We start from the raw sequence: 23,069 nt of genomic DNA on the forward strand, positions 1-23,069 counted from the left end.
ACTTATTCATCAGGTAAATCCGGAATTTATTCCGGGTTGAAGAGCTCAGCAGAGAATTAAGTGCCATCGGCACGACCCATTATTTTTTCGCCGTCCGGTATTGGGTCACTTCCTGTTTTAAAACAGATGTGGCTTTATTACCAAAGCTTTTGCGGATATAGGTTAAAACGTCCGCCACCTGCTGATCGGTAAGCATTTTAAAGGGCGGCATGTTATTGGAATAGTATTCCCCGTCGATTTCCACAGGATCCTGGAACCCGTTTCGTACGATCTTAATGAGTTTAGTTTTACTGCCTGATACTCCGGGAGCCCCGGCTAATGGCGGGTTCAGGTTAGGAACGCCGCCTCCATCGGGCTGATGGCAGGATAAGCAGAACTTACGGTAGATCAACTTTCCCCGTGTGAGGGATGTGGTGGGTGTGGTGGCATGATGCGCAGCGACCGGCTTCTTTACTGCCCCTTTTTTTGAGGTTTGAGCAAATCCATTCAGTGAAATCAATACCCAGCCTAAGATAAAGAAACGCCGCATATTATTTTTTATATTCAATTTTATAAATAGTTCCCTTCACATCATCCGTAACATATAAGGCACCATCAGGACCCTGGGCCAATCCACAGGGGCGGTGTTGTGCCTGTCGTGGGGATACTACTTCCGGCACTCCGGAAAAGCCATCAGCAAAAACCTCCCAATCGCCGGAAGGCTTACCGTCTTTGAAAGGCACAAACACTACATAATAGCCCTCCTGCTTTTCGGGCGTCCGGTTCCAGGAACCGTGAAAAGCCACGAATGCGCCATTCTTATATTTTTCCGGAAATTGGTTGCCGGTGTAAAACAACAACCCGTTTGGAGCCAAGTGGCCCGGGAAGGCTACAACGGGGTCAATATACTTCGCGTCGCCTTCCTTTTTACCATCGCCGCCGTATTCGGGCGCCAGTATTTTCTTCTTTTGCAACTGGTCGTAATAAATAAACGGGAACCCCGCATCATCGCCTTTCTTGATCATATACATACATTCAGCCGGGAGCTCCGCCGATTGTTTTTCGGTATAAAGCGCGGGAAATATATCATGCAATTGATCCCGGCCATGCTGCATTACAAAAAGCGTATTGTTTTGGGTATTCCAGTCGAGCCCCACCACATTGCGCAAGCCCGTTGCATAACGCGTTCCCTGCGGGTAAGACTGATCCGGCTTATCGCTGCGGAACTGCCAGATACCGCCGGCGGAATCCAGCAAAGGACATCCCGGTATTCCCATTGATCCCCGTTGCCGGTCTTTTTCCTGGCAGGAATTTAAAGGTGACCCGATATTCACATAAACGTTTCCGTCGTTATCCAGTACAATCGATTTTGTTTCATGCTGCCGTCCCATTTTTAAACCGGTGATGATGCGCTCGGGTTTATCCGGATTGATCACTTCGTTTTTGTCGTTCAACTGGTAACGAAATACTTCCTGGTTAGAGGAGGCATATAAATAACCATTTTTTACATAAATGCCGGTTCCGCCATAATCGCCAAAGCCCCCCGTCACGGTTGCTTTTCCATCGGCATTTTCTTTCAGCTCCACAATACCTTTACCTTTCCAGGGTCGCGCCATTTTTACATAGATCACTCCTCCGGGCAATACCACCAGGTGACGGGCTTTACCGGAGCTATCTATTATCTTTTTTGCCGAAAAGCCGGGAGCCAGCTTCAGACCGGCATTTGCCCCATTTCCACTTTGGGCCGCTGCTGTCAGGCACATCGCGCTAAGCAAAAAAATTAAAACAACCGACCCCATACTATTTTTCATCATAGTTGCTATTGTTAATTAAATAATTATTGTTTGGTCCGGAAAACAGCCGCTACAAATTTGAGTAGTTCTGTTCTCCGGTAAATACTGTTGATCAGCAAACTACTAATCAATGTTGGCAATGCCAGTAGGTAAAGTAACAATAATCAGGCTAAAAACTCCCGTTGGTACATCAATGGGCTTCGCCCTGTAATGACCTTGAAATATTTATGGAAGCTTGTAAAGTTATTAAATCCGCTTTCAAAGCATAGGCGCTTCAGGCAGGTATTGGTCTCGATCAGTAATTTGCAGGCATGGCCCACGCGGAGTTCAATCAGAAACTGAGAGTAGGTCTTCCCGGTGCGTGATTTAAAATAACGGCAAAAGGAATTGGGGCTGATATTGGCCACATCGGCAATTTCCTCCAGGCGTATCTTTCGTTTAAAATTTTTAATAGAATAGTCATAGATAGCCTGGATCCGCTCATTCTCGTCGGAATAATCATCCGGCTTAAACCCGACGGAAGACAATTGCCGGCACTCCGTTTCTCCTGAAATAATGGCCAATGCTTCAAACATCAATAAAATGCGCAGGCTCCCTTCCGCTCCCGAAAGGCGCTCCAGTATTTTTGCCACTTTAAGCCGGGCCTTGCCTTCTATTTGCAGGCCCCGTTTGGCGCGCTCCAGCACATCCTTTATTCCGCGGTTCTCGGGCAGGTTCAGGAATCCGTTGCCCAGGAAGTTCTCCGAAAAATGCGCTACGCGCACGTCTGTCTTTTTCAGAGGGTCCTCCTCAAAAAAAGTATCTTCAAATTTCCAGTAATGCGGCAGGTTGGGCCCTACCAATACCACATTGCCGCTTTCAAACTTCGAAATGCTGTCTCCGATAAATTGAGTTCCCTCCCCGCATTTAAAATAAATTAATTCCAGCTCGGCATGTAAATGCCAATGATTGTTTACGTGTGGCTCAGAATCTTTTCTCAAGCTAAATGATCGCAGCGGCTCTGTAGCAACTTTAAGTATTTGAGGTTTCATGGAATTATCTTTTCAAGCAATTATCTAATAACACAAGCGTCAATGTAAAAATATTGTTAACAGAATCTCAATGAAAAAAAAGTTACGCAAACGTTTGCACAAACAGGCCTTTTTGGCCTGAAATCGCCTTTTTCATAATTTAATTAAATATATTCTGTATATGTAAATAATTAATATAAATACAAATAGAAAACTTAGGAGTTTAAGAAAACCTTTTCGTAGATTTTTTTTCGGAAAAGCAGTATTTATCCCGCAAAAACGGCCTTTTTTTCATAGAAAATGTCGTTAAAATTAATGTAATTTTGACAATTATACGCGGTTTTATTCAGATGTATAACATGCCCGTTTTCTCACAAAAAGCCCCGGTGGTTAGCTAACTATTTTATCTTCCGGCGGTACTATTTGCCAATGTCTTCTTCAGGCCCGACATTGCCCTTTTTTTTTGGTACAAGTCTGATGGAGTTATAGCGTATTCAAAAAATTCAAACAGTGGCAATACAAACATGCAGTTTCTTATTCTTTAAGTAGCACCGCCCCGGCGGGAACGTCGGCGCCCTGCTGCAGTTTGGATTTCGCTTTTGACAAATCACCTCCCTCCACTTTTATATTCCGGGTATTGCGCCCTTCCACTGCTGCAAATGCTGTTACGGTATCCAAAACCCTGGGTGTGGCCACCAGTACATCCGCACTGTTTCTAAAACGCAGCACCTTGCTCCCCTGCCTTCCCTGGGTGCTCAACAGGGCAATAACGGCATGCTCCACATTGTCCAGCATCACTGCGGGCCGTGCATCCGCTGCTGCGAGTTTTAACCGCAGGTTATTTACCGAAAGTCCTTTTACGTTCCTGGCAAAAAGCGCATAAGCGGGCGGTGTTCCGATTTCAAAATATTCACCCGCCACCTTTGGCACTTCAGCAACCGCCTCGGCCGCTGTTCCGCCGCCGGGGAAGGTGATATGAATATCCTGAAAAGAAATATCCTCCATGTAATTATTATCAAAAGCGTTTAAAACAATGCAGGAGCGCAGTTCACCTGAACGGTAGGCGCTTTGAAAAGCTGAGTCGGGCAGCGGCTGCGGCGTTACAACCGTTGCCTGGATATTATTGAATGCCACCCGCTTTAAAACGCCCGCCGGAAGATTGTCGCCGGTAACGCTGGATGATTTCCGTTCACTGATACCAATATGAATGGGCCCTGTAACATTCTTCATAATAAGATTAGAAAAAGTCAGGTCTTCAAACCGGGAACCACGGCTGCAATAGATCTTTATAGGACAGCCATAGGTTTCATAAATCGTGCAATTGGTTATAGTAACATTTTGCACAAACCCGCCGCCAAAGCGGAATACAGACCAACGAGTACTAAAAGTACTATCGCTGACGGTCACGTACTGGCAACTGCCGAACAAGGCGCAGGCATCATCCTGGGTACGTACGTCACAGGCATGAACGTGCACATATCTGCAACTGATAAAATGAAACCCGTCATTGTTATGAATGACGCGCCCTTTAATGCGGAGCCCGGAAAATTTCAGGTATTCGCTTTGTATCATCCTTATGGAATGATACGCACTATCCTTCAAAAAAATATCGTTTACCTGAACATTCGTGCATTTGTAAAATAAGATATGATAAGGGCGTTGCGCCCCCGATATTCCGGCAGGTGATGGTGCTCCTTTTGAAGGGCTGCGGAACTGAGCGCCGTTTCCGTCAATGGTGCCCATGCCTTCTATGCCGATATTTTCTGCGTTCACAGCATACAGGAGCCCTACATTGCCATCCACCAGTGTTGAATCTCCGTGTAACGGAATTTCAGCAGCGGCAAAATATTGTTTACCGTCTGTTGTCCCCAGCAGCGTTGCCTGTGCGCTCAGGTAAAGCGTTACATTACTCTTTAATTGCAGGGTTCCGGATACAAATATTCCCGGAGGAAAAAAAACGGTTCCCCCTTTATTTCTATTGCAGGTATCAATAGCGGTCTGGATGGCTTTTGTATCCAGTGTTTTTCCATCGCCTTTTGCTCCAAAGGCTTTCACATTATAAATACCAACTGCATTTTCCGGATCGGCCGGGGCTGGTTCGGCGGCGCCGGCGGATGCTGTTTTAAACAGGCCGGTACCTGCGGCTAAAGCCGCTGCTTTTGTGAGCCAGTTTCTTCTTGAAAGCATATACTATTTTAAATTTATTAGCAGAAGCATGTACCCCAAGTGCCCATCAGTTTTTTACTTCCGTTATTTCGACAACAGTACTGGTGAGCGATTGCAATTTTCCCGGAGCCAGGTTCAGACCCACTTCCATAAGATAGGCCCCTGAAAATATATTTCCATTTTCAGCCAGCAAAGATTTAGTTCCCGGGAATAAATTAATTTCTTTGATCCGATATTGCTTACCCGCATCCAGTCCCTGCAACAATACTTTTGAAAAGCTATCCTTCTTTCTAAGATTCAGGAAATAATTAAACAGAACCGACCGGGTTTTATCTTCATTCACGTACATAACAACGGCACGGTTTTCATCATAGGGTGAGATCAGCCGGTAGAGATCGCCTTTCCAGATAACATTGCTGATATCCTTATATGTTTTTACCGCTGCCTTACTAAACTCCAGTTCCTGCGGAGTAAAATTATTTATGCGGATATCATAACCCATTTTTCCCATCATGGCCACATCTGTTTTAAATTTCAGCGACTGTTTGCCCATGCCGGTAACATGCGCTGCAATTGTATTTGCCGGAAAAAAATAAGAATATCCCCACTGGATGAAGATCCGTTCCAACGCATCGGTATTATCGCTGGGCCAAAATTCAGTAAAATATTCCAGCGCCTTATAATCCGTGCGTCCACCGCCACCCGCACATAACATGATCGGAAGGTGCGGATATTTTTCGCGAATGCGTTTCATAACCGCATAAAATCCCTTTGTATAGTTGATATACAAATGCGACTGCCGTTCTTTTAAATAAACAGAATACGCATTCGTCATGCTCCTGTTGCAATCCCATTTTATAAAAGCGATGCCGGGTGCCGTCTTCATTAATTGATCCACCGTATTAAACACGAAGTCCTGCACTTTCGGATTGGTGAGATCCAATACTAACTGGTTCCTTCCATAGCTCTCCGGCCGGTTGGGCAATTTCAAAATCCAGTCCGGATGTTTTTCATAAAGCTCGCTTTTAGGGTTTACCATTTCCGGTTCCAGCCAGATACCGAATTTTATATTACGGGCATCCGCTTCCTTTACCAGCTTTGCCAATCCGTTGGGCAGTTTTGAGCGGTCGGGCTGCCAATCGCCCAGACCCGCCTTGTCATTGTTCCTTGGATATTTATTCCCGAACCAACCATCGTCCAGCAAAAACAGGTCTACCCCTAAACCCTTCGCTTCATCAAACAATTCCACCAATCGCTGTTCGTTAAAGTTGGTATGTGTGGCTTCCCAATTATTTAAGAGTGTCATGCGGGGCGCATTACCATCGAGCAAGGCCTCCTTCCGCACCCATTTGTGCAGGTTGCGGCTGGCCTGCCCCTTTCCTTTATCCGAATAGGTAAACACAAATCCGGGCGTTTCAAAAATTTCATTCGGGTTGAGATAATATTCCGATGCAAAGGGGTTGATCCCTGCCAGGATGCGCAACCCGTTTTTCTGATCCACTTCAAAAGTATATTTAAAATTACCCGTCCACCCCAGGGTACCGGCAATTAATTTTCCTTCTGTTTCAGTAGAAGGCTTATCTAATGAAACAAAGAAGGTCTGTGTCTGGTAGAAGTTCGTACGGGTGCCCAGTTTGCTTTCAATGCTCTTGATCCCGTTCTGGAGTTGCTCTTCTTTCATTTGCACCTCGCGCGCCCAGTCGCCGTGAAATTGGGTAAGCCAGTATTCATTAGCATTAAAATGCAGCAGGGAGGAGGCATATTGCGTCAGCAGCACCGGCTTCTTTTCCTGGTGCCGGATCTCCGTCCAGGTTTTGATCACATCTTCATCAATATAGGCGTTAAAATGAAGGATAACATAAAACGGATAAACAGGATCTTTCAAACGAATTTGCGTGTGTACGCTATTTGCCTCCTTCGTTTGCTTATAATCTTCAAACTGCAGGTCCAGCGAGGGATTGCCATCATTATGCACCGCCCGTATCGCTGGTTCAAACTGATTTTCCATACCCGCCGTCAGGTAAATCTCCCGGCCGCTGTTCAATGTTGCATAATCTGCTTTTACAAGTTTCTCTCCGATATATACCTGGATCACTTTTTTATCCTTGCCCACCTTGTAGACAAGAGCTGTGTTCTTTGTTTCAATAAATATTTTATCCGGCTGGGATTTCCCCGCAAAGGATACAAACAGAAAAATAAGAATATAAAAAAAGGATTTCATTTTATTTGTAATGGTCTTCATATAAGAAAAAGAGTATCGTTGTAATGATTGTTTGGCAAGAGGGAAGTGGCGAGTAGTCAATAGGGGCAACCGGTTCCTTCCCACTAGCTACTCGCTACTTTCTACTCCCTTATAACTGAATAGCTATCGTTTTACCTTCCTTAACTGCGTAAGTTTTATCTTTCCCATCGCCGGAAACCTTCACCGTCAGGTAGCTGCCCTTTTTTCTTACCACTTCTATATTGAACACCGTTCCAAATGCATGAATATTTTTCAACCGCATATAATTCCATGCTGCCGGCAGGTTGGGCGTAAAATTAAAGGACCGGAAACCTGTAGGACGCATCCCTAATACTCCTTCGGTAAAAATGCGGCAATACAGTCCGCTTTCTGCCGACAGGTGCCGCTGGTTCCCCTCGGGGTAAGCTTCTACTGCATAAGGTACATGCTCGCCCAGCAAACGCCTTTCTGAATAATATTTCAGAAAATCATAAGCCTTGGTTGTTTCACCTGCTGCAAATGCCCCGCGCAACCCATACAGTGTGGCTCTGTCCCAAAACGTTTTATTTCCGGCAAGGGAAGCCAGCCCGTCGGCAGTCCACAGGCGTTCCGAAAACAGGGCATCGATCGTTCCCTGCTTCCTGTCAAAGAGATCCATTACCAATGGTGTGGCAATCCAGGCGCGCAGGGTATCATTTCCTTTATAGTAACGATAGGTTTTAAATCCTTCCACCGTAGCACCAAAATATTTTTCAATATTGATACGCATCTGTGCGGCCTGATCGGTATAGCCTTTTACCTGCGCAGCGGGCTTCCCCAGGGCCTTTGCCAGCATTGCGGCAGACACCAATCCATCATAATATAAACAACTCGTATTCAAATTTGCATTGCCCGAAGGAAACCGTCCCTCCAGTTCATCCCTGTTGCTCCACACCACGCCTTCATCATTAATTTTTCGCTTGCAATACTCCAGGCACCATTCGATCAGCGGCCATAATACTCTTGCAGAATCAGCGCTACCGTTGGCTAGTGCAAAGCGACCGGCGCCATAGGCGATCATAGCCATATCGCCACGGTCTCCGGCTCCGTGCCAGGTGCCCCGGCCCTCGTCAATAATGGAGCTGGGTATGGGCTTATACTCAGGGTTCATATAACCGGCAAACAAACGGTAGGCGTTCATGGCAGACTTTGTTCCGATCTTATCGCCCAGGAATGCAAAAAAAGGATTGACATATTCCGCCTGGTCATTAGCCCATATGGCGGCGTAGTACCGCAGGCCGCCAGGACTGTGCATGAATCCGCCTTTTGTATTATAGATACTTTCGGTGCCTCTTATCTTGGCAAAATAAAACATAGTGTTCAATACACGGTCCGGTGTTTCCAGTTGCAGCAGCGAGGTAATTTCCTTTACTCTTTCCTGCCTCGCCGCTTCTTCCTTATTTATATTTACATCCATCAGCGGCGTAGCAGCCCCGGCAATGGCCTGGTAGCTGATACCAAATACCACAGAATCTCCGGGGGCAACGGTTTTCAGCCCGTCACCAACGGTGGCAACAATAAAGCGCAGCGGTCCTTCGCTAGCCCGTTCGGGAGCAGGCCGCACCTCCCGCCGCATATATTCCATTTCTATTTTTGCCGCCTGGCTTCCCTTATTAATAAAGACTAATTTTTCAACAGCAAGCGCTTTATCTACCGAGGGGAAAAACGATCTTTTTAAGATAATGGACCCATCCTTGCCGATCGAGCTCTCTGCGGTAAGCATACCATCAAACCGGATCGTTGCTGTTTTTTCCGGCTGATCTTCCATAACGGTGGCATTATACACACCCTTTTTCATCAGTTTATCATTCAGCAAAATCCGGGGCAGGTTTTCATCATCCACACTATACATCATGGAAGATATGGTTCTGGCCGGCAACAGGCGAAAAGTGGGATAAACAAAAGTCCGTACATAGGAAGGTTTCTTTGATTCATCCACTCCGTATTGCAACCAAAGGGAAACTTTCTGTCCGCTCATTTCAATATGATCTTCGTGTGGAAGACGGTCTTTTACCTGCCAAAGGATACTTCCGTCCTGTTGTATAGCCCAACGGTCCTGCACCGGGGTTGCTTGCTGCGCATTGGCATTTGTAAAAAATGCCAATGCTGTACTAATAGCCAAATAATATTTCTTCATTATAGATGCGTTCAATAAATAACATTTACACAACTCAAACATATGATATCACCGTAAAAAATACAATTATAAATCCTTAGGCTACCACCCCGGGTTCTGCGGATAAGGGTCGCCGGTAATAGTCGCATCAATCTGTGCCTGTGGAATGGGCCGCAGGATGTGTTTGTCGATAATATTGGGCGCCGCTTCAGGATTATGAAGCCGTACCCGTTCCAAAAGTTTACCAGTCCGCACCAGGTCCCACCAACGCACCATTTCACCACATAATTCGCGGGAGCGCTCATCCAGGATAAAATTTAGTGAAATATCTGCTGCCGTTATATCCATCAGTTGTGGATTAGCACCGGTAGCCGCTGCGCGTTCCCGCAAGAGGTTCAGATACTTTACGGCATTGGGAACATCGCCATCCATAAATGCCGCCTCTGCTGCAACGAGGTAGGTTTCCGCCAGTCTGAAAACAATCACCGGTCGTACCGAGGGATCATTTAAGTTGGCCCGCTTGGTATCAAAATATTTTTTCATTGCAGGCGAAAGATTATTCGCGTATTTACGTGGAGGCATCAGCAAATATTTCGCGGCTTTTATCTGGGCATCTGAAGCATCCACACCCGGCATGTAAATAGCCGTATCGCCAAAAGCAAATTTGGGCTGCCCCGAAACTGCGCCCGCCGGCGCTCCTGCCGGAAGCGGGTTGGGCCAAACGGGATACCCTTTGGGATCGGGATTATTGGCATACCAAACTGTTTGAAATGTTTTACTATAGCGGCTGTCAATAACTTTTTCTTTATAAACAGTATCTGTAAGCCATCTTGTGGGTATGCACCGGATATATGGTCTGCCGTAATCCATACTGCGCACCATTCCGGGTTGCTTTTCATACTGAGGCACCCACATATGATTTAAAACATTATCTGCGCTGAAGTTGGATATACCGCTGTTGTTGGGCCCGTTATAAGCCAGGTTGGACGTATGCTGCACGGACCAGAGCACTTCCGCATTGTCTTCATTTCCCTCGGCAAACACTTTTCCAAAATCCGGCAGCAGCCCTAACCCAATAGACGCACTTCCGCTGATCAGATCTGTTGCGGTAAGGTAGGCGTTGTGGTAGTCATCAGGCTTTTTCGCAGCCGATCCTGCGCGCGCCAGGTATACTTTTGCCAGTACATGTTTGGCTGCAGCCGCGGTAGCCTTCCCCGGCAACACCCCGGTACTTTTGGGGCTCGCGGGCAGTATGGCAATCGCCGCCTTCAGGTCCTCAATGATAAAATCATACATATCTGCCAAACTACTCCTTGTTGCGGATGTTGTGGGCGTTGCCTGAAAATCCTTATTGAGCGTTACCCCGCCGTAGAATTGCACCAGTATGAAATAATAATTGGCGCGCAGGAATTTCACCTCACCAATAAGTTTATCTTTTGCAGCCTGCGGCAGGTCTACTTTAGCTGCATTATCAATAAGTCCGTTACAGGTATTTATAAAAGTGTATGCAGCCTTCCAGATATTGGCAACCGATCCATTGGTGGAGGTGTAATTGCTGCTGTACAGGTTAATATCGCTGTTGCCATCGATCCCCCGCATAAACTCATCCGTTCCGATACAGGTCATGGTAAACAGATCCTGTGCGCCCCAGAAATTACGCATACCCGCATAAGCCGCGTCCACACCCTGCTGGAAGCCCTGTGTGGTGGAGAAAAAATCAGGCACCAGGGTGGCCTTCGGGTCCTCTACTAAAAATTTGCTGCATCCGGACAGCGCCATTATTATCGTAAAGAAAAATATAATTCGTTTCATGTGTCTATTTTTAAAAGGTAACATTTACTCCAAGGATCATTGATCGTACAGGTGGCGTGTCAATGCCTACTGTTCCCGCGCCTTCAGGATCCAACCCTCCCGCTTTCCGGTAGGGTGCATAGAGTATAAATGGATCCGAGGCTGTAACATAAGCGCGGAACGCCTTTAATCCTAACTGGCTTACCCATCGCGCGGGAAGCGTATATCCAAGGCTTAGTGTACGGATCTTGATAAAGCTTCCGTCAAAATAGCCCAGCAGGGACCGGTAGGCCGGGTTGGTGGTGGCAGCATTGGGTTTGGGAAATTGATTCTGGTGATTATCGGGCGTCCAGTAATCTACCTGCATATTATTGTAAGTGCCCTGGTAAGTGTTCACAAAATTTCCCCCGTACAGACTGCTGTTCATCATAAAGCCCATTCTCGCAAAAGCCACAACAGTAAAATCAAAGCCTTTAAAAGCGATGCGTTGCGTAGTACCTCCCTGCCATTTAGGCTGGCTGGTGCCTACGATGATCCGGTCGTAGGTTGCGTCAATTTTTCCGTCGGGCACGCCCTGGGGCCCACTCACATCCGCAACTTTAATAGTACCGATCACAGAAGACGTTCCCGTAAGGGTTAACCCTAATGATTTGGCCAGCGCAGAATCTGCTGAGGTATTCTGCCAGATCCCTAATCGCTTATAATCATAAAATACATCAATGGGACTGCCAACAAACCATCCATTGCCTACATCGCTCAACACGCCATTGGCCAGTTGTTTAATAACACCTCGGTTGATTGAAAAATTAAAATCGCTGGACCAGGAAAAACCCTGTTCCCGCTTCGCCTGGATATTTTCTGTATGCAGGGTGATCTCCATCCCTTTATTTTCTGTTTTGCCAATATTGGTTACTATTTTATTAGGGATACCGGAGGTTGGAGGCAGTGTTTGCGGTAACAACAAGGAATTGGTGTATTGATGATACAATTCAATGGAGCCGCTGACCCTGTCCTTAAGTACGCTAAAGTCTATCCCGATATTAGCCGTTGCCGTATTCTCCCAGGTCAGCTTTGGATTGGGCGCGTTGGAAGGATACACACCGGTGGTAGTAGTACTTCCGTAATTGTACACTAGCGGAGACAAAGACCCCAGCGTCTGGTAGGGATCAATAGCGGTATTACCCACCATTCCATATCCGGCCCTCAGTTTCAGGCTTGAGAATATTTCGGATCCTTTTAAGAATTTTTCATTCCCTAAGTTCCATGCCGCAGAAGCAGATGGAAAAACGTGATACTTATTACCCGGAGCCAGGCGGGAAGAGCCGTCCGACCGCATAGTAAGCGTAAGCAGGTAACGGTTATCAAAGCCATAGTTCAATCTTCCCATATAGGATAAAATATCCCATTTTGAATAAGCGCCCTTACCCGTCAGATTAGAGCCATACACGGGATTATAGAAGGCCAGGTAGTCCGCAGAAATATCTGTATTGTCAAATTGATTCGACTGGCTTTGCGATTGCTGCAAACTGTAAAGGCCTGTGAAATTTATATGATGTTTTGCTGCAAACGTTTTTTCATATACCAGTAAATTTTCTATCGTGTAGTCGGTGCTCAATGCCGTTCTGTTAGAGGAGGTGGAGGGCTTACCCAGGTTATAAGTCGTTTTGCTGGCATAGAAATTACCATACACATCACTGCGTATCTCGGCTCCTGCATTCAGACGATACTTCAGTCCGTCCAGCAGATTGATCTCACCATAAAACGTAGTAAAAGTCCCCAACCGTTTCCGGGTTTCCACCACTGCATTCTTTTCAAAATCCGCCAAAGGGTTCCACACCTGGCTGGCGCTGCCCGGAACAAAATTGTTGAGCACGGCTCCTGTTGAATCAAAAGGCGATACCAGGGGACTTGCCCGTAACGCCTGCGCCATCGGGTTGGCGCTTTCTCCTTTTCGGGTTGAAAAATTATTTAATGAGCTCAACCCGATTTTAATGCGTTTGCCTAATTTTTGGTCCACACTAATTTTGACAGAATAGCGCTCAAACGATTGTCCCGGATAAATCCCGGTTTGATTAAAGTACCCTCCTGAAACAGCATACTGGGTTTTATCTGTCCCCGCTGATACGCCTACCTGGTGATCCGTAATGATCCCCGTTTTGTAGATGTATTGTTGCCAGTTAGTGCTTCTTCCGGTTTTAACCCCTTCTACTTCTGCCGGGTCAAATACGCCGTTTGTAAGAAAAAGCGGATCATCCAACCCTGTATATTTACCGGGGTTGGCATTAATATTCGCCCATTTTTTTAATGTGGCAAATTCCTGTCCATTCATAACAGGAAATTCATCGGTTATTTTAGAAGTGCCTATATAACCGCTATAGGTAACCACAGGCGTTGATCCTGCTTTACCTCGTTTTGTGGTGATCAATAATACGCCATTTGCTCCGCGCGATCCGTAAATAGACGTGGCGGAGGCATCTTTTAATATTTCAACAGATACCACATCATCCTGGTTCAGATCTGCTATACTACCATTAAACGGGACGCCATCTACTACGATCAACGGGCTGTTAGAAGCACCCAGTGAGCGGGAGCCCCGGATCAGTATACTGGGCGTTGCACCGGGCTTGCTGTTGGCGCCGCTTCGCTGAATATCCACTCCCGCTGCCTGTCCCTGCAAAGCATTGCTAAGGTTGGAGGCAGGAACATTTTTAATGGCCTGCTCGCTTACGGAGGCAATGGCGCCGGTGATATCCCTTTTTCGCTGGGTTCCGTAGCCCACCACAATCACTTCATCTCCAGTTTTAATATTTGTTTGCAGAACGATACTAAGGGGCTCCGGCCCGGTTACGCTTACTTCCTGTTGCAAAAAGCCCACGCCGGAAAAGACCAGCACCGCTTTACTGTTCGCAACCTCAATGCTAAATCTTCCATTGGCATCCGTCGTTGTTCCACGCGTGGTGCCTTTCTCTATAATGTTGATCCCTGTTAACGGCTTGCCGCTTTCATCCGTAACCGTCCCTTCTACGTGAATTGCCGCCGGTATCGCATTGCCATTAAGGTTTATAACAGCCATCCCGGCCTGCAGGTCCTTTGCCCAAACCAACGCCGGGCATAGCAGGATGACCAAAGCAATTGTCCATAATCGTTTATTCATGTGTATTCGTTTTAGGAGAGACTAAAAGCTAAACAGGCTTAGAAGCCGGAACGTCGTTGAGGCGGTACGTTTGAGGCAAGTGAAAAATAAGCCTTTCATGTCTTCCCGCTCTTCCGGGTAGCCATTGGCTCACGACGTTCTGGACAAACGTTTAAAATAAAAGCATTATCTGTTCATTTCAGCAGGGCCGTAGCACACCAGAGTAAAGGCGCCTGGCCATGCAAATCACCGGTAATACGCTTCCGGTTGAGATAATATTGATGGTCATTTTTCATATTAGTGCCTTCACACACTTCCGTAATGTCATTATCTGCATTGATGTATTTGATCAATGAGAGCCAGGCTTTACGTGCCGCGGGAGCGTACGTGGCTTTGTTAAGCCAGCCTTCTTTTACGCCGGTAATAAATGCGAAAGTGAACATACCGGTACAAGAGGTTTCTTTCCAGGAAGTGGGGTCGTCAATGAGTTGCCGCCACATACCATCTTCGGCCTGGTGCTTTAATAAGGTAGCCATCATTTTTTTATAGCCTTCCATAATGCGGGACCGGTTGGGATTATCCTTCGGCAGCGAGCGCAATAATTCGCTCATCCCCGCAGCCATCCAGCCATCGCCCCTGCCCCAGAAATAGGGTACACCCGGCGCATGATAAAATAAACCATTGGGTTGTTGCAGGGAATCCAGATAGAAAACCATCTCTTTAGCTGCTTTATCAATATACATACGGTCCCCGGTTGCCCTGTATGCCTGCGACTGAACAGCGGTGATCATGAACATGTCATCAATCCACAACCGCGTTTGCCAGCTCAATCCTTTATCATAAAAACGATGCGAATCGGGGGTTACCATTTTCCCTTCTGGTGGGCCCCACTGCTTATCCGCCATCCGTTTGCCAATAGCCAGGTAACGGGGGTCTTTCGTTTGTATATACAATTCAAAAGGAACTGCACCAAACACGGTGCGATCCACATGATCCGGCGTTGGGATCAACGTATCCCTGCTGCCCAGCAGTGGATCAAAACGCGCTACCAGTTGTTTGGTAAACGCGGTATTACCCGTTACTTTGGCAAAGGTTAACGCTCCGTACCAGGTGCAGGTTTCGGGGTAGGTGATCATTTTTGGCGGGCCCGGCCGGTTAAAATTCGTATGCGGTGTTGCAATAAATCTTGACGTGATCCTATCGCCTATCTCTTTTGGTGATGCGCCCTCCGGCCAGTTTTTGAATTGGGGAACAGTTGTCTGTGCAGGAGCCGCTACCACTTCAAATAACACAGCTCCGATCATCAATGCTTTTACTATTCGCATATAACCGCGTTTAAAATTTCAATCTTCATTATTTACTCAGGACCACACTCCCGGTCCACATTCCCTTCAATACAAGTTGCCAAGCAAATGGCCTGCCGGTGATCAAATACAATACTAATGATTAAAAACAGCGGCGCAATTTGGCATATTATCCGTTTATTAAACAATTCCGGCAGAAAGCTGCGGATGGATCCCGAAAGTGTTCCATTACGATAAGGAGTTTATAACGCCAAACAGCGGGATATACCCGCTGTCTGACATATGAACAAGAGTTCTGTTATTTATTTTACGGCGTTACGGTTTTATAATCGGTATAAAACGTGTCGATTGCTGTTTTTGTTGGTGCAAATCCGGTGCGGAACTTAAAAGAGGTTCCGGGTTTATAACCGGTGATCGTATCTGCCGTTGCAAAACCGATAGGATTCCCTCTTTCCGAGAGCAGCCCCTTGAGATACAGGGTTACCAGTTGATCGGTACTGTTGGTGTACTGTAGTTCCACTACCACGGCCTGCTGGCCGGCGCCAAACCAACTCAGATAAACCGTTTTCCCGTCTTTTGATTTCGTAACCCCTTTAAGCGAGCGATTGAATATCGACTGGGCATAAGTATCCCCATAAGACGCTGCTGTTACTTCGGATTTTACAGAAGAATGTCCAACGCCATCATAGGCGAAGACCTGAAAGGCATACAAACCTTCGGGCAATTTATTAACCATTGCATTGATCGTATCCACGCCGGCACTTCTTGTTACGGGGATGACCAAAGAATCGGTTTTATTATTCCAGAAAACCTTGCACTGCACAATCTTGGGATCCGACACAAGCATCCATCGGAGCAATACCCGGTTATCTCCTGAAAAAGCCGTCAGCGAATCGGGTCTGCCGGAATAAACGATCTCCCCGTTCTTTACAAAATCCGCATAGTTGCTATTCATCTTCCCACAGGAAAAAAGCATTGTAAGGAATAGCGCGCCTCCCAGCAAGCAGGGAGCACAATAGTTCGATAAATTATATTTCATCCTCATTGTTACGGTTATTTTTATTTAAGCTGTCCCCAAATAGACAATTCAAAAACGTGAAAGAATCCTGTTCGGCCGGTAATAGCGCTCCAGCAGTCAACATTTTTCCAGGCAATGTAACGAACAGCAGGTGCATTTTCAGGAAAGTCATACTCCTGGCCACTCTTAGCCAGATCAACGTCTTCGTTTGAGTTCTGGCCTTCCGGTAAACCGGAGGGTTTTACCATGATCTGGTGATCCAGCAACACCCAACTGTTCACATCATTAGGCGTATTCGTGCCCCATATTTCCCATTCATGCGGGTTTCCATGCCCCCACTCAAATCCTCCGGTCCGTTGCCAGATCTTGTAGCGGCTGAACCGGGCTTTCACCCCCAGGTCAATGGGGATCCAAATGGGCTGATCTACGTTCTGTTTGGTATGGAACATCGACGAAGTATTGCCATCATACAGATTTTTCATGGGATAGCTGCTCGAATAATCAACCGCTTCGATCATTGCGGCGCCGGACTGCGGAAGGGGCTCCCGCTGCGGGATCGGGTATTTCTTTCTAATGTCTTTAAATAAGGACTTGTCCAGGAGCACCTCATAAATGGGCTTTAGCTGAAACGCCATAGTATCGGAAAGGTTATTCCAGCGGTCTCTTACCACCAAAGCAAAATCCTGCAACGTAGAGTCCTGGCCCCTAACTTTAAACAGGCCCGCGGGCAATGCGGTATAGGCTGCATCGATCTGGCGCCATTCCTTTTGCTCGGCATTCCATTTCAGTGCCATGATAACCATATTCGCTTTGTCTTCATTTGCAAACGATGCAAGGAAGCCACCAAACGAGGGCGTAACAGACAACGACTGGCGAACTTTTAAAACAGGGGGGGTAAGCGGTTTGATTTTAACAGTTACCGGGGCTGATAGTTTTTCTGCCCTGCTTACCGTGTACAATTTCACTTCATGTTCATCAGTATCTCCAAACCCCTCTACGATAAGATTGTTTGAGAAAAAAGAGGCTTTCACATCTTTTACTTCTCCTTTAAACAGGTATTCTGCTTTTACATAAAGCAGGTTGGAGCTGGCCGGCAACGTATAAGATATTTGCGCGCCACCGGAAATATTTTTTACCGTCGCATTGACCACGGGATCCGGCGTTGATGGATCTGTATCTATCGGGGTATTTTCTGTTTTTTTACAGCCTATAAAGATTATGGAGCATAATCCAATAAAAAAAGCGGTTTTCATTTTCATATATGTTTTTATTGAATTGATCTGATTTACCATCCCGTATTCTGTACCAGGTTTGTATTGATCCGTAGTTCACTGGTTTGTATGGGCCACAAATAATTGCGCAATGCAAATCGCTGATTAAACAATAACATCGGGTTGTAATAAGGGATGGCATCTTTTTGCGTGATGTCCCAGCCTCTGATGGGTTCATTTAATTCTACATGGGCGATCTTCCATCGCAACAAATCCCAGAAACGCTGGCCTTCGAACATCAGTTCAATACCCCGCTCCTGCTGGATGATAGCCCTCAACCCCTGTTTATCTTTAAACTTCAGCGGGTCCCTGGAATGTTGCGTCCAGGAATCTTCAACAGATTGTAACCCGGCCCTGGCTCTTACCTGGTTGATCCAATAATACACCTCCGCACCGGGACCGTTCAATTCATTGAGCGCTTCCGCGTATAACAAATACAGATCCGACATCCGGAGCTCGGGCCAGGGATATTGTACGGTATTGCTGGTGATATTTCCATCGGCGGCAACCGTTGTTTCAATATTCACTAATTTCTTCGGATAGTACCCTGTAATAGAATAGTTACTGATCCCCTGTCTGGCGGCTGTTTCGCCGGCTCTTCCTTTTACATACAGCAAACCTGCAGCAGCATATACATTGTAATTATTGACCCAGTTGCCGAACCAGATACCCCTGTCAAAGCCCAGGGAGGCATAAAAGCGTGGTTCCCTGTCAAAATTAAGCTTCACCGTTTCCTGGCCTTTGGCAATATAGAACTGATCTGCAGCCGCTGCCGTTTTTAATGCAAAGCGATCATTAAAATTCCAGTCCGGATCTTCAGTAATGGGCACTCCGTTCTTCGAATAAAATAACTCTGCCATTTTTATGGTAGGCGCTATAATGCTCTTTGCGTTTGAAGTGCTGGTAAAGGGTGCAATATTTGCCATCGAATAACGCTGCATATCGCCGGCACGGCTATCCGTATTAGGCCAGATCACTTCAGGGTTATTCACTTTATTGGTTATAGCCGTACGAATGTCCAATTCCTGCCGGATCGTATCATTAAGGATATAGCCTGTATTCCCGGCAAAGGTGGACAATGAATAGCCGTTAGTCTTGCAAAATTCAATTGCATCTTTACAGGCTTCTGCGGCCTTCGCCCATTTTTGAGGATCCACCGTTTGTGAAAACAACTGCCGCCCTTTATTATCGATTAAAGAGGCGTAAGCGGTATTCCCGTTGAATAAAGGGCTTGCAGCGGTAACCAGCACTTTTGCTTTTATCGCTTTTACAATGCATTTGGTTATTCTTCCCAGGTCTGCATTTTCTGTTCCTGAGATACGATCCGGCAGTTGGTCGCTTGCAGCCGCCTGGTCCAGCAACGATACAATATAATTAACACAGGAATCCACCGGCTCCCGGTACACTTTTACTTCTTCCGGGGAAGCCGAAATAGGGAGATTGGTTTTTTCCAGCGGGATGGGGCCGTACATTCTGAATAAATAAAAATGATAATAGGCTTTCAGGAAAACAACTTCTGCTTTCCAGCGCTCCCGCTCATACTCGTTCAGATCCGGCACTTTATCTACATTTTCCAAAAAAGTATTGCACTTCCTGATGGCCTGGAACAAGGCAGTTCCGCGGGTTGACCCAGCCCAGAAATTGCCCAGCGGGTTATCCGCATTCTGCAGCCCCCGGGCAATATTGTTATAGGTAGCATCCACATCCCGGATCGGGTCCATGTACCATACTTCGTCTCCACTGTTAAACGCGGGATTATCATTAAAGGATGCGTCATTAGGAAGATAAGAGAAGCAGGAAAATAAATAACGTTCTGCTGATGTTCGTAACGTAAAGGCGCTTTCAATGGTTGCTATACTGTCCGGCACCACATTCAGAAATTTTTTACAGCCAGGCAATATACCTATAGCGATAATTGCCAGTATTCCTATTTTTTGAATTGTTCTCATACATTAATTTTAAAAGGATGCATCAATACCAACTGTAAATGTTTTTTGTAAAGGATATTTTAAACCATCGCCACCCATTTCAACATCCCATAATTTAAATTTGCTGATGGTAAAAAGATTGCCCCCGGTGAAGTAGATCCTCAGCTTGGTCATTTTTATTTTATTAGACAAACGGGGCGGAACGGTGTACGCGGCCTGCACCTGTTTGAGTCTTAAAAAGGAGCCATCCCGCATAAACCAGGTGCTGGGTTGGTTATTATTTGCATTAGTAGTATAACTCAGCCTGGGCCATAAGGCATAGAGGTTCCGGTTATCTTCTGACCAATGGTCGTCAGCATACGCTTTTAACAACTGGTTTTTCAGCAGCACATTATCGGGGGCCGGATCATTGGAAGAATAGCGGTAGGAAATGAACGGAGCTGTCGACTGCGGGTTGATCCAGAATGATTCCCGTGCGGAACCCTGGGCAAAAAAAGAAAATTCAAAATTCTTATAGTTTCCGGAAAGTCCGAAACCATAAACGATTTCAGGATTGGTAGGAAAACCGATGGGCACCATATCATTCTGGTTGATGACTCCATCCCCGGTCACATCGCGGAATTTTATATCACCGCCACGGGTGGGGGTACTTCCGAAAACCTGAGCGGGAGAATTTTGCACCTCTTCATCATCAACAAAAAGGCGTTCTGCTATATAGCCCCATTGCTGGTTCACCGGCTGCCCTTTTTTGTACGACCATGGATACGCATATTCAGGTTCTTCGTAAGCATCAAACCTATTCTTCGCATAGGTAAAGTTGCCGATAAACTGCACGCCAACATCCTTTCCGAAGCGCTGGTTATAGGTGGCGTTAATGTCAATAGAACGGGAACGCGCCTTTCCCACATTTGCTTTAGGCGTGGCTCCTTCCAAACCCATGGTCAGCGGTATGGAAGCCCGGTCCATCAGGATGTTGTAACGGTGCTCCAGGAAATATTCGGCAGTAATATCCAGTTTTCTGAACAAAGTGGCCTCTACTCCGAAGGTTGAGTTACGGGCCGTTTCCCAAGATATTTGGCTGTTGCCATAACGGGCCACCGATATACCGTTTCTTGTATAACCCCCATCCGTTCCGAAACTGAATTTATAGTCCGGATCGTTCATATCAATATTAGACAGGTAAAAGAAGCGGTCGCTGGCGCTGCCTATCGCATCATTTCCCACAAGCCCCAGGTTTCCTCTGATCCGGAGTTTTGAAAACACATCTTTGAGCGGCTCAAAAAATTTCTCGTTAGAAACAGACCAGGCCAGGCCAAAGGACGGGAAGAATCCAAACCGGTGACTTCTGTCAAAACGCTCTGATCCGTTATAAGCAAAATTAACTTCTGCAAAATAGCGGTTATCATATGCATAAGTACCACGGCCACCCAGGGTAATATTACGGGAAGGAAGCGAACGCTGTAACGTAAGCTCATTACCGCTTGCGTCGTTTTGCAGCATAAAAATGGCCATACCCGTCAGGTTGCTTTTTCCAATGGAGCGGTTGTAATTCGAAGCCAGCTCGGCATGAAACGTAGAAAGCACACTTTTATCTCCGGGTACAAAATCAATATAATCCGAACCCGTATCCGGATTTAAATCGAGTAAGGTGAAAGTATTGGTATACTTATCGTAATTGGTTGGCGCTACATAAAAAGGTTTGTATGCCCGGGTAACCGTAAAATTAGCCCGGCGGTTCGTCGTCATCATCCCGCGCAGTGATAACCCGGGAGTAATGATAGTAGACAGGTCCTGGTTCAGTTCGATCTGAGCGCCCATCAGCGAATTGGAATATTGTTTATACCCCCGCGTCATATCCGCATAGGGATTAAAGTAATTCCCTGTCTCCGCATTACCAAACAGGATGTGATTTACAAAGCGGTGTGCAGAATCGGGCTTATAGTAAGGCCGGAACAAAACAGGACTGGTGCGCATAATATTCATATACATGGCCGCGCCCGAGGTAATAGGCCCTGTGTACGTATCAAAGGTTCCGAAAAGCCGCACCATCGCCGATGTGGTTTTAGTTACTTTAAGATTTACGTTCGATCGGATCGTATAGGTTTTAAGGTCAATATTCGTATTAAAATTATTACGGTGATCCACCTTTAAATTCCCATGATCCTGGTTCATGGAGCCTGCAATATAATAAGTAGCTATACCACCGCCGCCGCTCAGGTTCATATTCAATCGTTGGTTATTAGTAGTGGGGGTTAGCATCTCTTTTTGCCAGTCTACCGTGGGGAACATCTCGGGATTTATCCCGGAAATAGTATTATCAATTTTGCTTTGCGAATAGGGCAAAATCCCCAGCGGATTCCGGGTTAGCACCGCTTCATTCTCCAGGTTCATATACGTAATAGGGTCGGCGATCTGCACCATTCTTGTTGGCTGCGAAACGGAGTTTTCAAACCGCACATTGATCTTGGCCCTTCCCTCTTTACCTTCTTTGGTGGTAATCAGGATCACCCCGTTAGCACCCCGCGCGCCGTACAAGGCATTCGCTGTGGCGTCCTTCATAATTGAGAAACTGGCGATATCATCTACGTTTAAACGCGCTAATTCCGTTGTGGTATATTCCATCCCATCTATTAAAATCAAAGGATCCTTCTTATATCCGAAAGTAGTGGCGCCTCTGATAAAGAATTCGGCATTATCGGCTCCCGGCTCACCAGAGCGCTGGTAACCTATAATACCCGCAACCCTCCCCGCAAGGGCCTGTGTAAGGTTACTCGACGGAATTTTAAGATCTTCGGGTTTTACTGTTGTTACCGATCCTATTACAGATCCCTTTTTCTGAGTTCCGTAAGCTACCACAACCACTTCATCCATTTTGCTGTGCGAGATCGTCATTCTTACATCAATGACAGACTTTCCTTTCACAGGCATCTCCACCGGCGCATATCCGGTCATTTCAAATACAAGAATGGAATTCTCGTCAGGCACGTCCAGAATATATTTTCCGTTGGCATCCGTTGTAGTTCCGATTGATGTTTGATTTTTAACATAAACAGTTACTCCAAATAAGACCCCCGCAGAGTCAGTAACAGTTCCCCGCACTTCCTTTTTGATTAGCGAAGGCGGTCGCTTAATAAATTCATTGCCCGAAAAAGCTTTTGACGTTACGACAAAAAGCAACACAATAAGCAGGAGGGTTCCTCTTTTAATTTTTAACCAATTCATAATTATTTCAATAATGATGAAGCAATCATCGATTAATACCGAAGCTGTTATTACAAGTATTCAATAGCAGGAAACGCG

At 46.2% G+C, this 23,069-nt stretch carries 13 protein-coding genes; all 13 read right to left on the reverse strand.

The annotated features are described in order from the left end of the window. Positions 1-79: 79 nt before the first annotated feature. Positions 80-529 (reverse strand): c-type cytochrome, encoded by a 450-nt coding sequence (locus NIASO_RS10045; RefSeq protein WP_008585509.1) that lies wholly within the window; start codon positions 527-529, stop codon positions 80-82. 1 nt (position 530) lies between these two features. Next, the gene (locus NIASO_RS10050; RefSeq protein WP_044046307.1) at positions 531-1,793 is read right to left on the reverse strand and encodes a PQQ-dependent sugar dehydrogenase; all 1,263 of its coding nucleotides are present in this window, start codon (positions 1,791-1,793) and stop codon (positions 531-533) included. Positions 1,794-1,936: 143 nt separating this feature from the next. Beyond that, positions 1,937-2,803, reverse strand: a complete 867-nt coding sequence (locus tag NIASO_RS10055; protein WP_008585513.1) for an AraC family transcriptional regulator — start codon at positions 2,801-2,803, stop codon at positions 1,937-1,939. Between the two features lie 513 nt (positions 2,804-3,316). After that, entirely contained in the window at positions 3,317-4,969 is a 1,653-nt protein-coding gene (locus tag NIASO_RS10060) for a glycoside hydrolase family 28 protein (protein WP_008585515.1), read from the reverse strand. A gap of 46 nt (positions 4,970-5,015) precedes the next feature. Next, complete coding sequence (locus tag NIASO_RS10065; RefSeq protein ID WP_008585518.1) at positions 5,016-7,169, reverse strand: alpha-galactosidase; 2,154 nt, start codon at positions 7,167-7,169, stop codon at positions 5,016-5,018. A 130-nt stretch (positions 7,170-7,299) separates the two neighbouring features. Next, on the reverse strand, positions 7,300-9,345 hold the full coding sequence (locus NIASO_RS10070; protein ID WP_025298863.1) for a hypothetical protein: 2,046 nt from the start codon (positions 9,343-9,345) through the stop codon (positions 7,300-7,302). Between the two features lie 81 nt (positions 9,346-9,426). Next, positions 9,427-11,136 carry a RagB/SusD family nutrient uptake outer membrane protein gene (locus NIASO_RS10075; RefSeq protein WP_008585521.1) on the reverse strand — a complete coding sequence of 570 codons (1,710 nt, stop codon included), beginning with the start codon at positions 11,134-11,136 and terminating at the stop codon, positions 9,427-9,429. 10 nt (positions 11,137-11,146) lie between these two features. Then, a complete protein-coding gene (locus NIASO_RS10080) occupies positions 11,147-14,269 on the reverse strand; it encodes a SusC/RagA family TonB-linked outer membrane protein (protein ID WP_008585523.1) in 3,123 nt (1,040 codons plus the stop codon). A 173-nt stretch (positions 14,270-14,442) separates the two neighbouring features. Then, positions 14,443-15,573, reverse strand: a complete 1,131-nt coding sequence (locus NIASO_RS10085) for a glycoside hydrolase family 88/105 protein (RefSeq protein WP_008585524.1) — start codon at positions 15,571-15,573, stop codon at positions 14,443-14,445. Positions 15,574-15,859: 286 nt separating this feature from the next. Further along, positions 15,860-16,591: a DUF4998 domain-containing protein gene (locus NIASO_RS19675; protein ID WP_008585526.1), complete on the reverse strand. Its 732-nt coding sequence runs from the start codon at positions 16,589-16,591 to the stop codon at positions 15,860-15,862. A gap of 20 nt (positions 16,592-16,611) precedes the next feature. Next, positions 16,612-17,823 carry a DUF4959 domain-containing protein gene (locus tag NIASO_RS10095; RefSeq protein ID WP_168128487.1) on the reverse strand — a complete coding sequence of 404 codons (1,212 nt, stop codon included), beginning with the start codon at positions 17,821-17,823 and terminating at the stop codon, positions 16,612-16,614. Between the two features lie 32 nt (positions 17,824-17,855). Continuing rightward, a complete protein-coding gene (locus NIASO_RS10100) occupies positions 17,856-19,790 on the reverse strand; it encodes a RagB/SusD family nutrient uptake outer membrane protein (RefSeq protein WP_008585529.1) in 1,935 nt (644 codons plus the stop codon). Between the two features lie 9 nt (positions 19,791-19,799). Beyond that, entirely contained in the window at positions 19,800-22,991 is a 3,192-nt protein-coding gene (locus NIASO_RS10105) for a SusC/RagA family TonB-linked outer membrane protein (RefSeq protein WP_008585531.1), read from the reverse strand. Positions 22,992-23,069: the final 78 nt, after the last annotated feature.

The organism is Niabella soli DSM 19437 (assembly GCF_000243115.2).
Lineage (GTDB): Bacteria > Bacteroidota > Bacteroidia > Chitinophagales > Chitinophagaceae > Niabella > Niabella soli.

What these genes read in the sequence shown, in the direction of transcription:
- NIASO_RS10045 (WP_008585509.1), bottom strand. Translation starts at nt 529, where the DNA reads ATGCGGCGTTTCTTTATCTTAGGCTGGGTATTGATTTCACTGAATGGA.
- NIASO_RS10050 (WP_044046307.1), bottom strand. Translation starts at nt 1,793, where the DNA reads ATGATGAAAAATAGTATGGGGTCGGTTGTTTTAATTTTTTTGCTTAGC.
- NIASO_RS10055 (WP_008585513.1), bottom strand. Translation starts at nt 2,803, where the DNA reads ATGAAACCTCAAATACTTAAAGTTGCTACAGAGCCGCTGCGATCATTT.
- NIASO_RS10060 (WP_008585515.1), bottom strand. Translation starts at nt 4,969, where the DNA reads ATGCTTTCAAGAAGAAACTGGCTCACAAAAGCAGCGGCTTTAGCCGCA.
- NIASO_RS10065 (WP_008585518.1), bottom strand. Translation starts at nt 7,169, where the DNA reads ATGAAATCCTTTTTTTATATTCTTATTTTTCTGTTTGTATCCTTTGCG.
- NIASO_RS10070 (WP_025298863.1), bottom strand. Translation starts at nt 9,345, where the DNA reads ATGAAGAAATATTATTTGGCTATTAGTACAGCATTGGCATTTTTTACA.
- NIASO_RS10075 (WP_008585521.1), bottom strand. Translation starts at nt 11,136, where the DNA reads ATGAAACGAATTATATTTTTCTTTACGATAATAATGGCGCTGTCCGGA.
- NIASO_RS10080 (WP_008585523.1), bottom strand. Translation starts at nt 14,269, where the DNA reads ATGAATAAACGATTATGGACAATTGCTTTGGTCATCCTGCTATGCCCG.
- NIASO_RS10085 (WP_008585524.1), bottom strand. Translation starts at nt 15,573, where the DNA reads ATGCGAATAGTAAAAGCATTGATGATCGGAGCTGTGTTATTTGAAGTG.
- NIASO_RS19675 (WP_008585526.1), bottom strand. Translation starts at nt 16,591, where the DNA reads ATGAAATATAATTTATCGAACTATTGTGCTCCCTGCTTGCTGGGAGGC.
- NIASO_RS10095 (WP_168128487.1), bottom strand. Translation starts at nt 17,823, where the DNA reads ATGAAAACCGCTTTTTTTATTGGATTATGCTCCATAATCTTTATAGGC.
- NIASO_RS10100 (WP_008585529.1), bottom strand. Translation starts at nt 19,790, where the DNA reads ATGAGAACAATTCAAAAAATAGGAATACTGGCAATTATCGCTATAGGT.
- NIASO_RS10105 (WP_008585531.1), bottom strand. Translation starts at nt 22,991, where the DNA reads ATGAATTGGTTAAAAATTAAAAGAGGAACCCTCCTGCTTATTGTGTTG.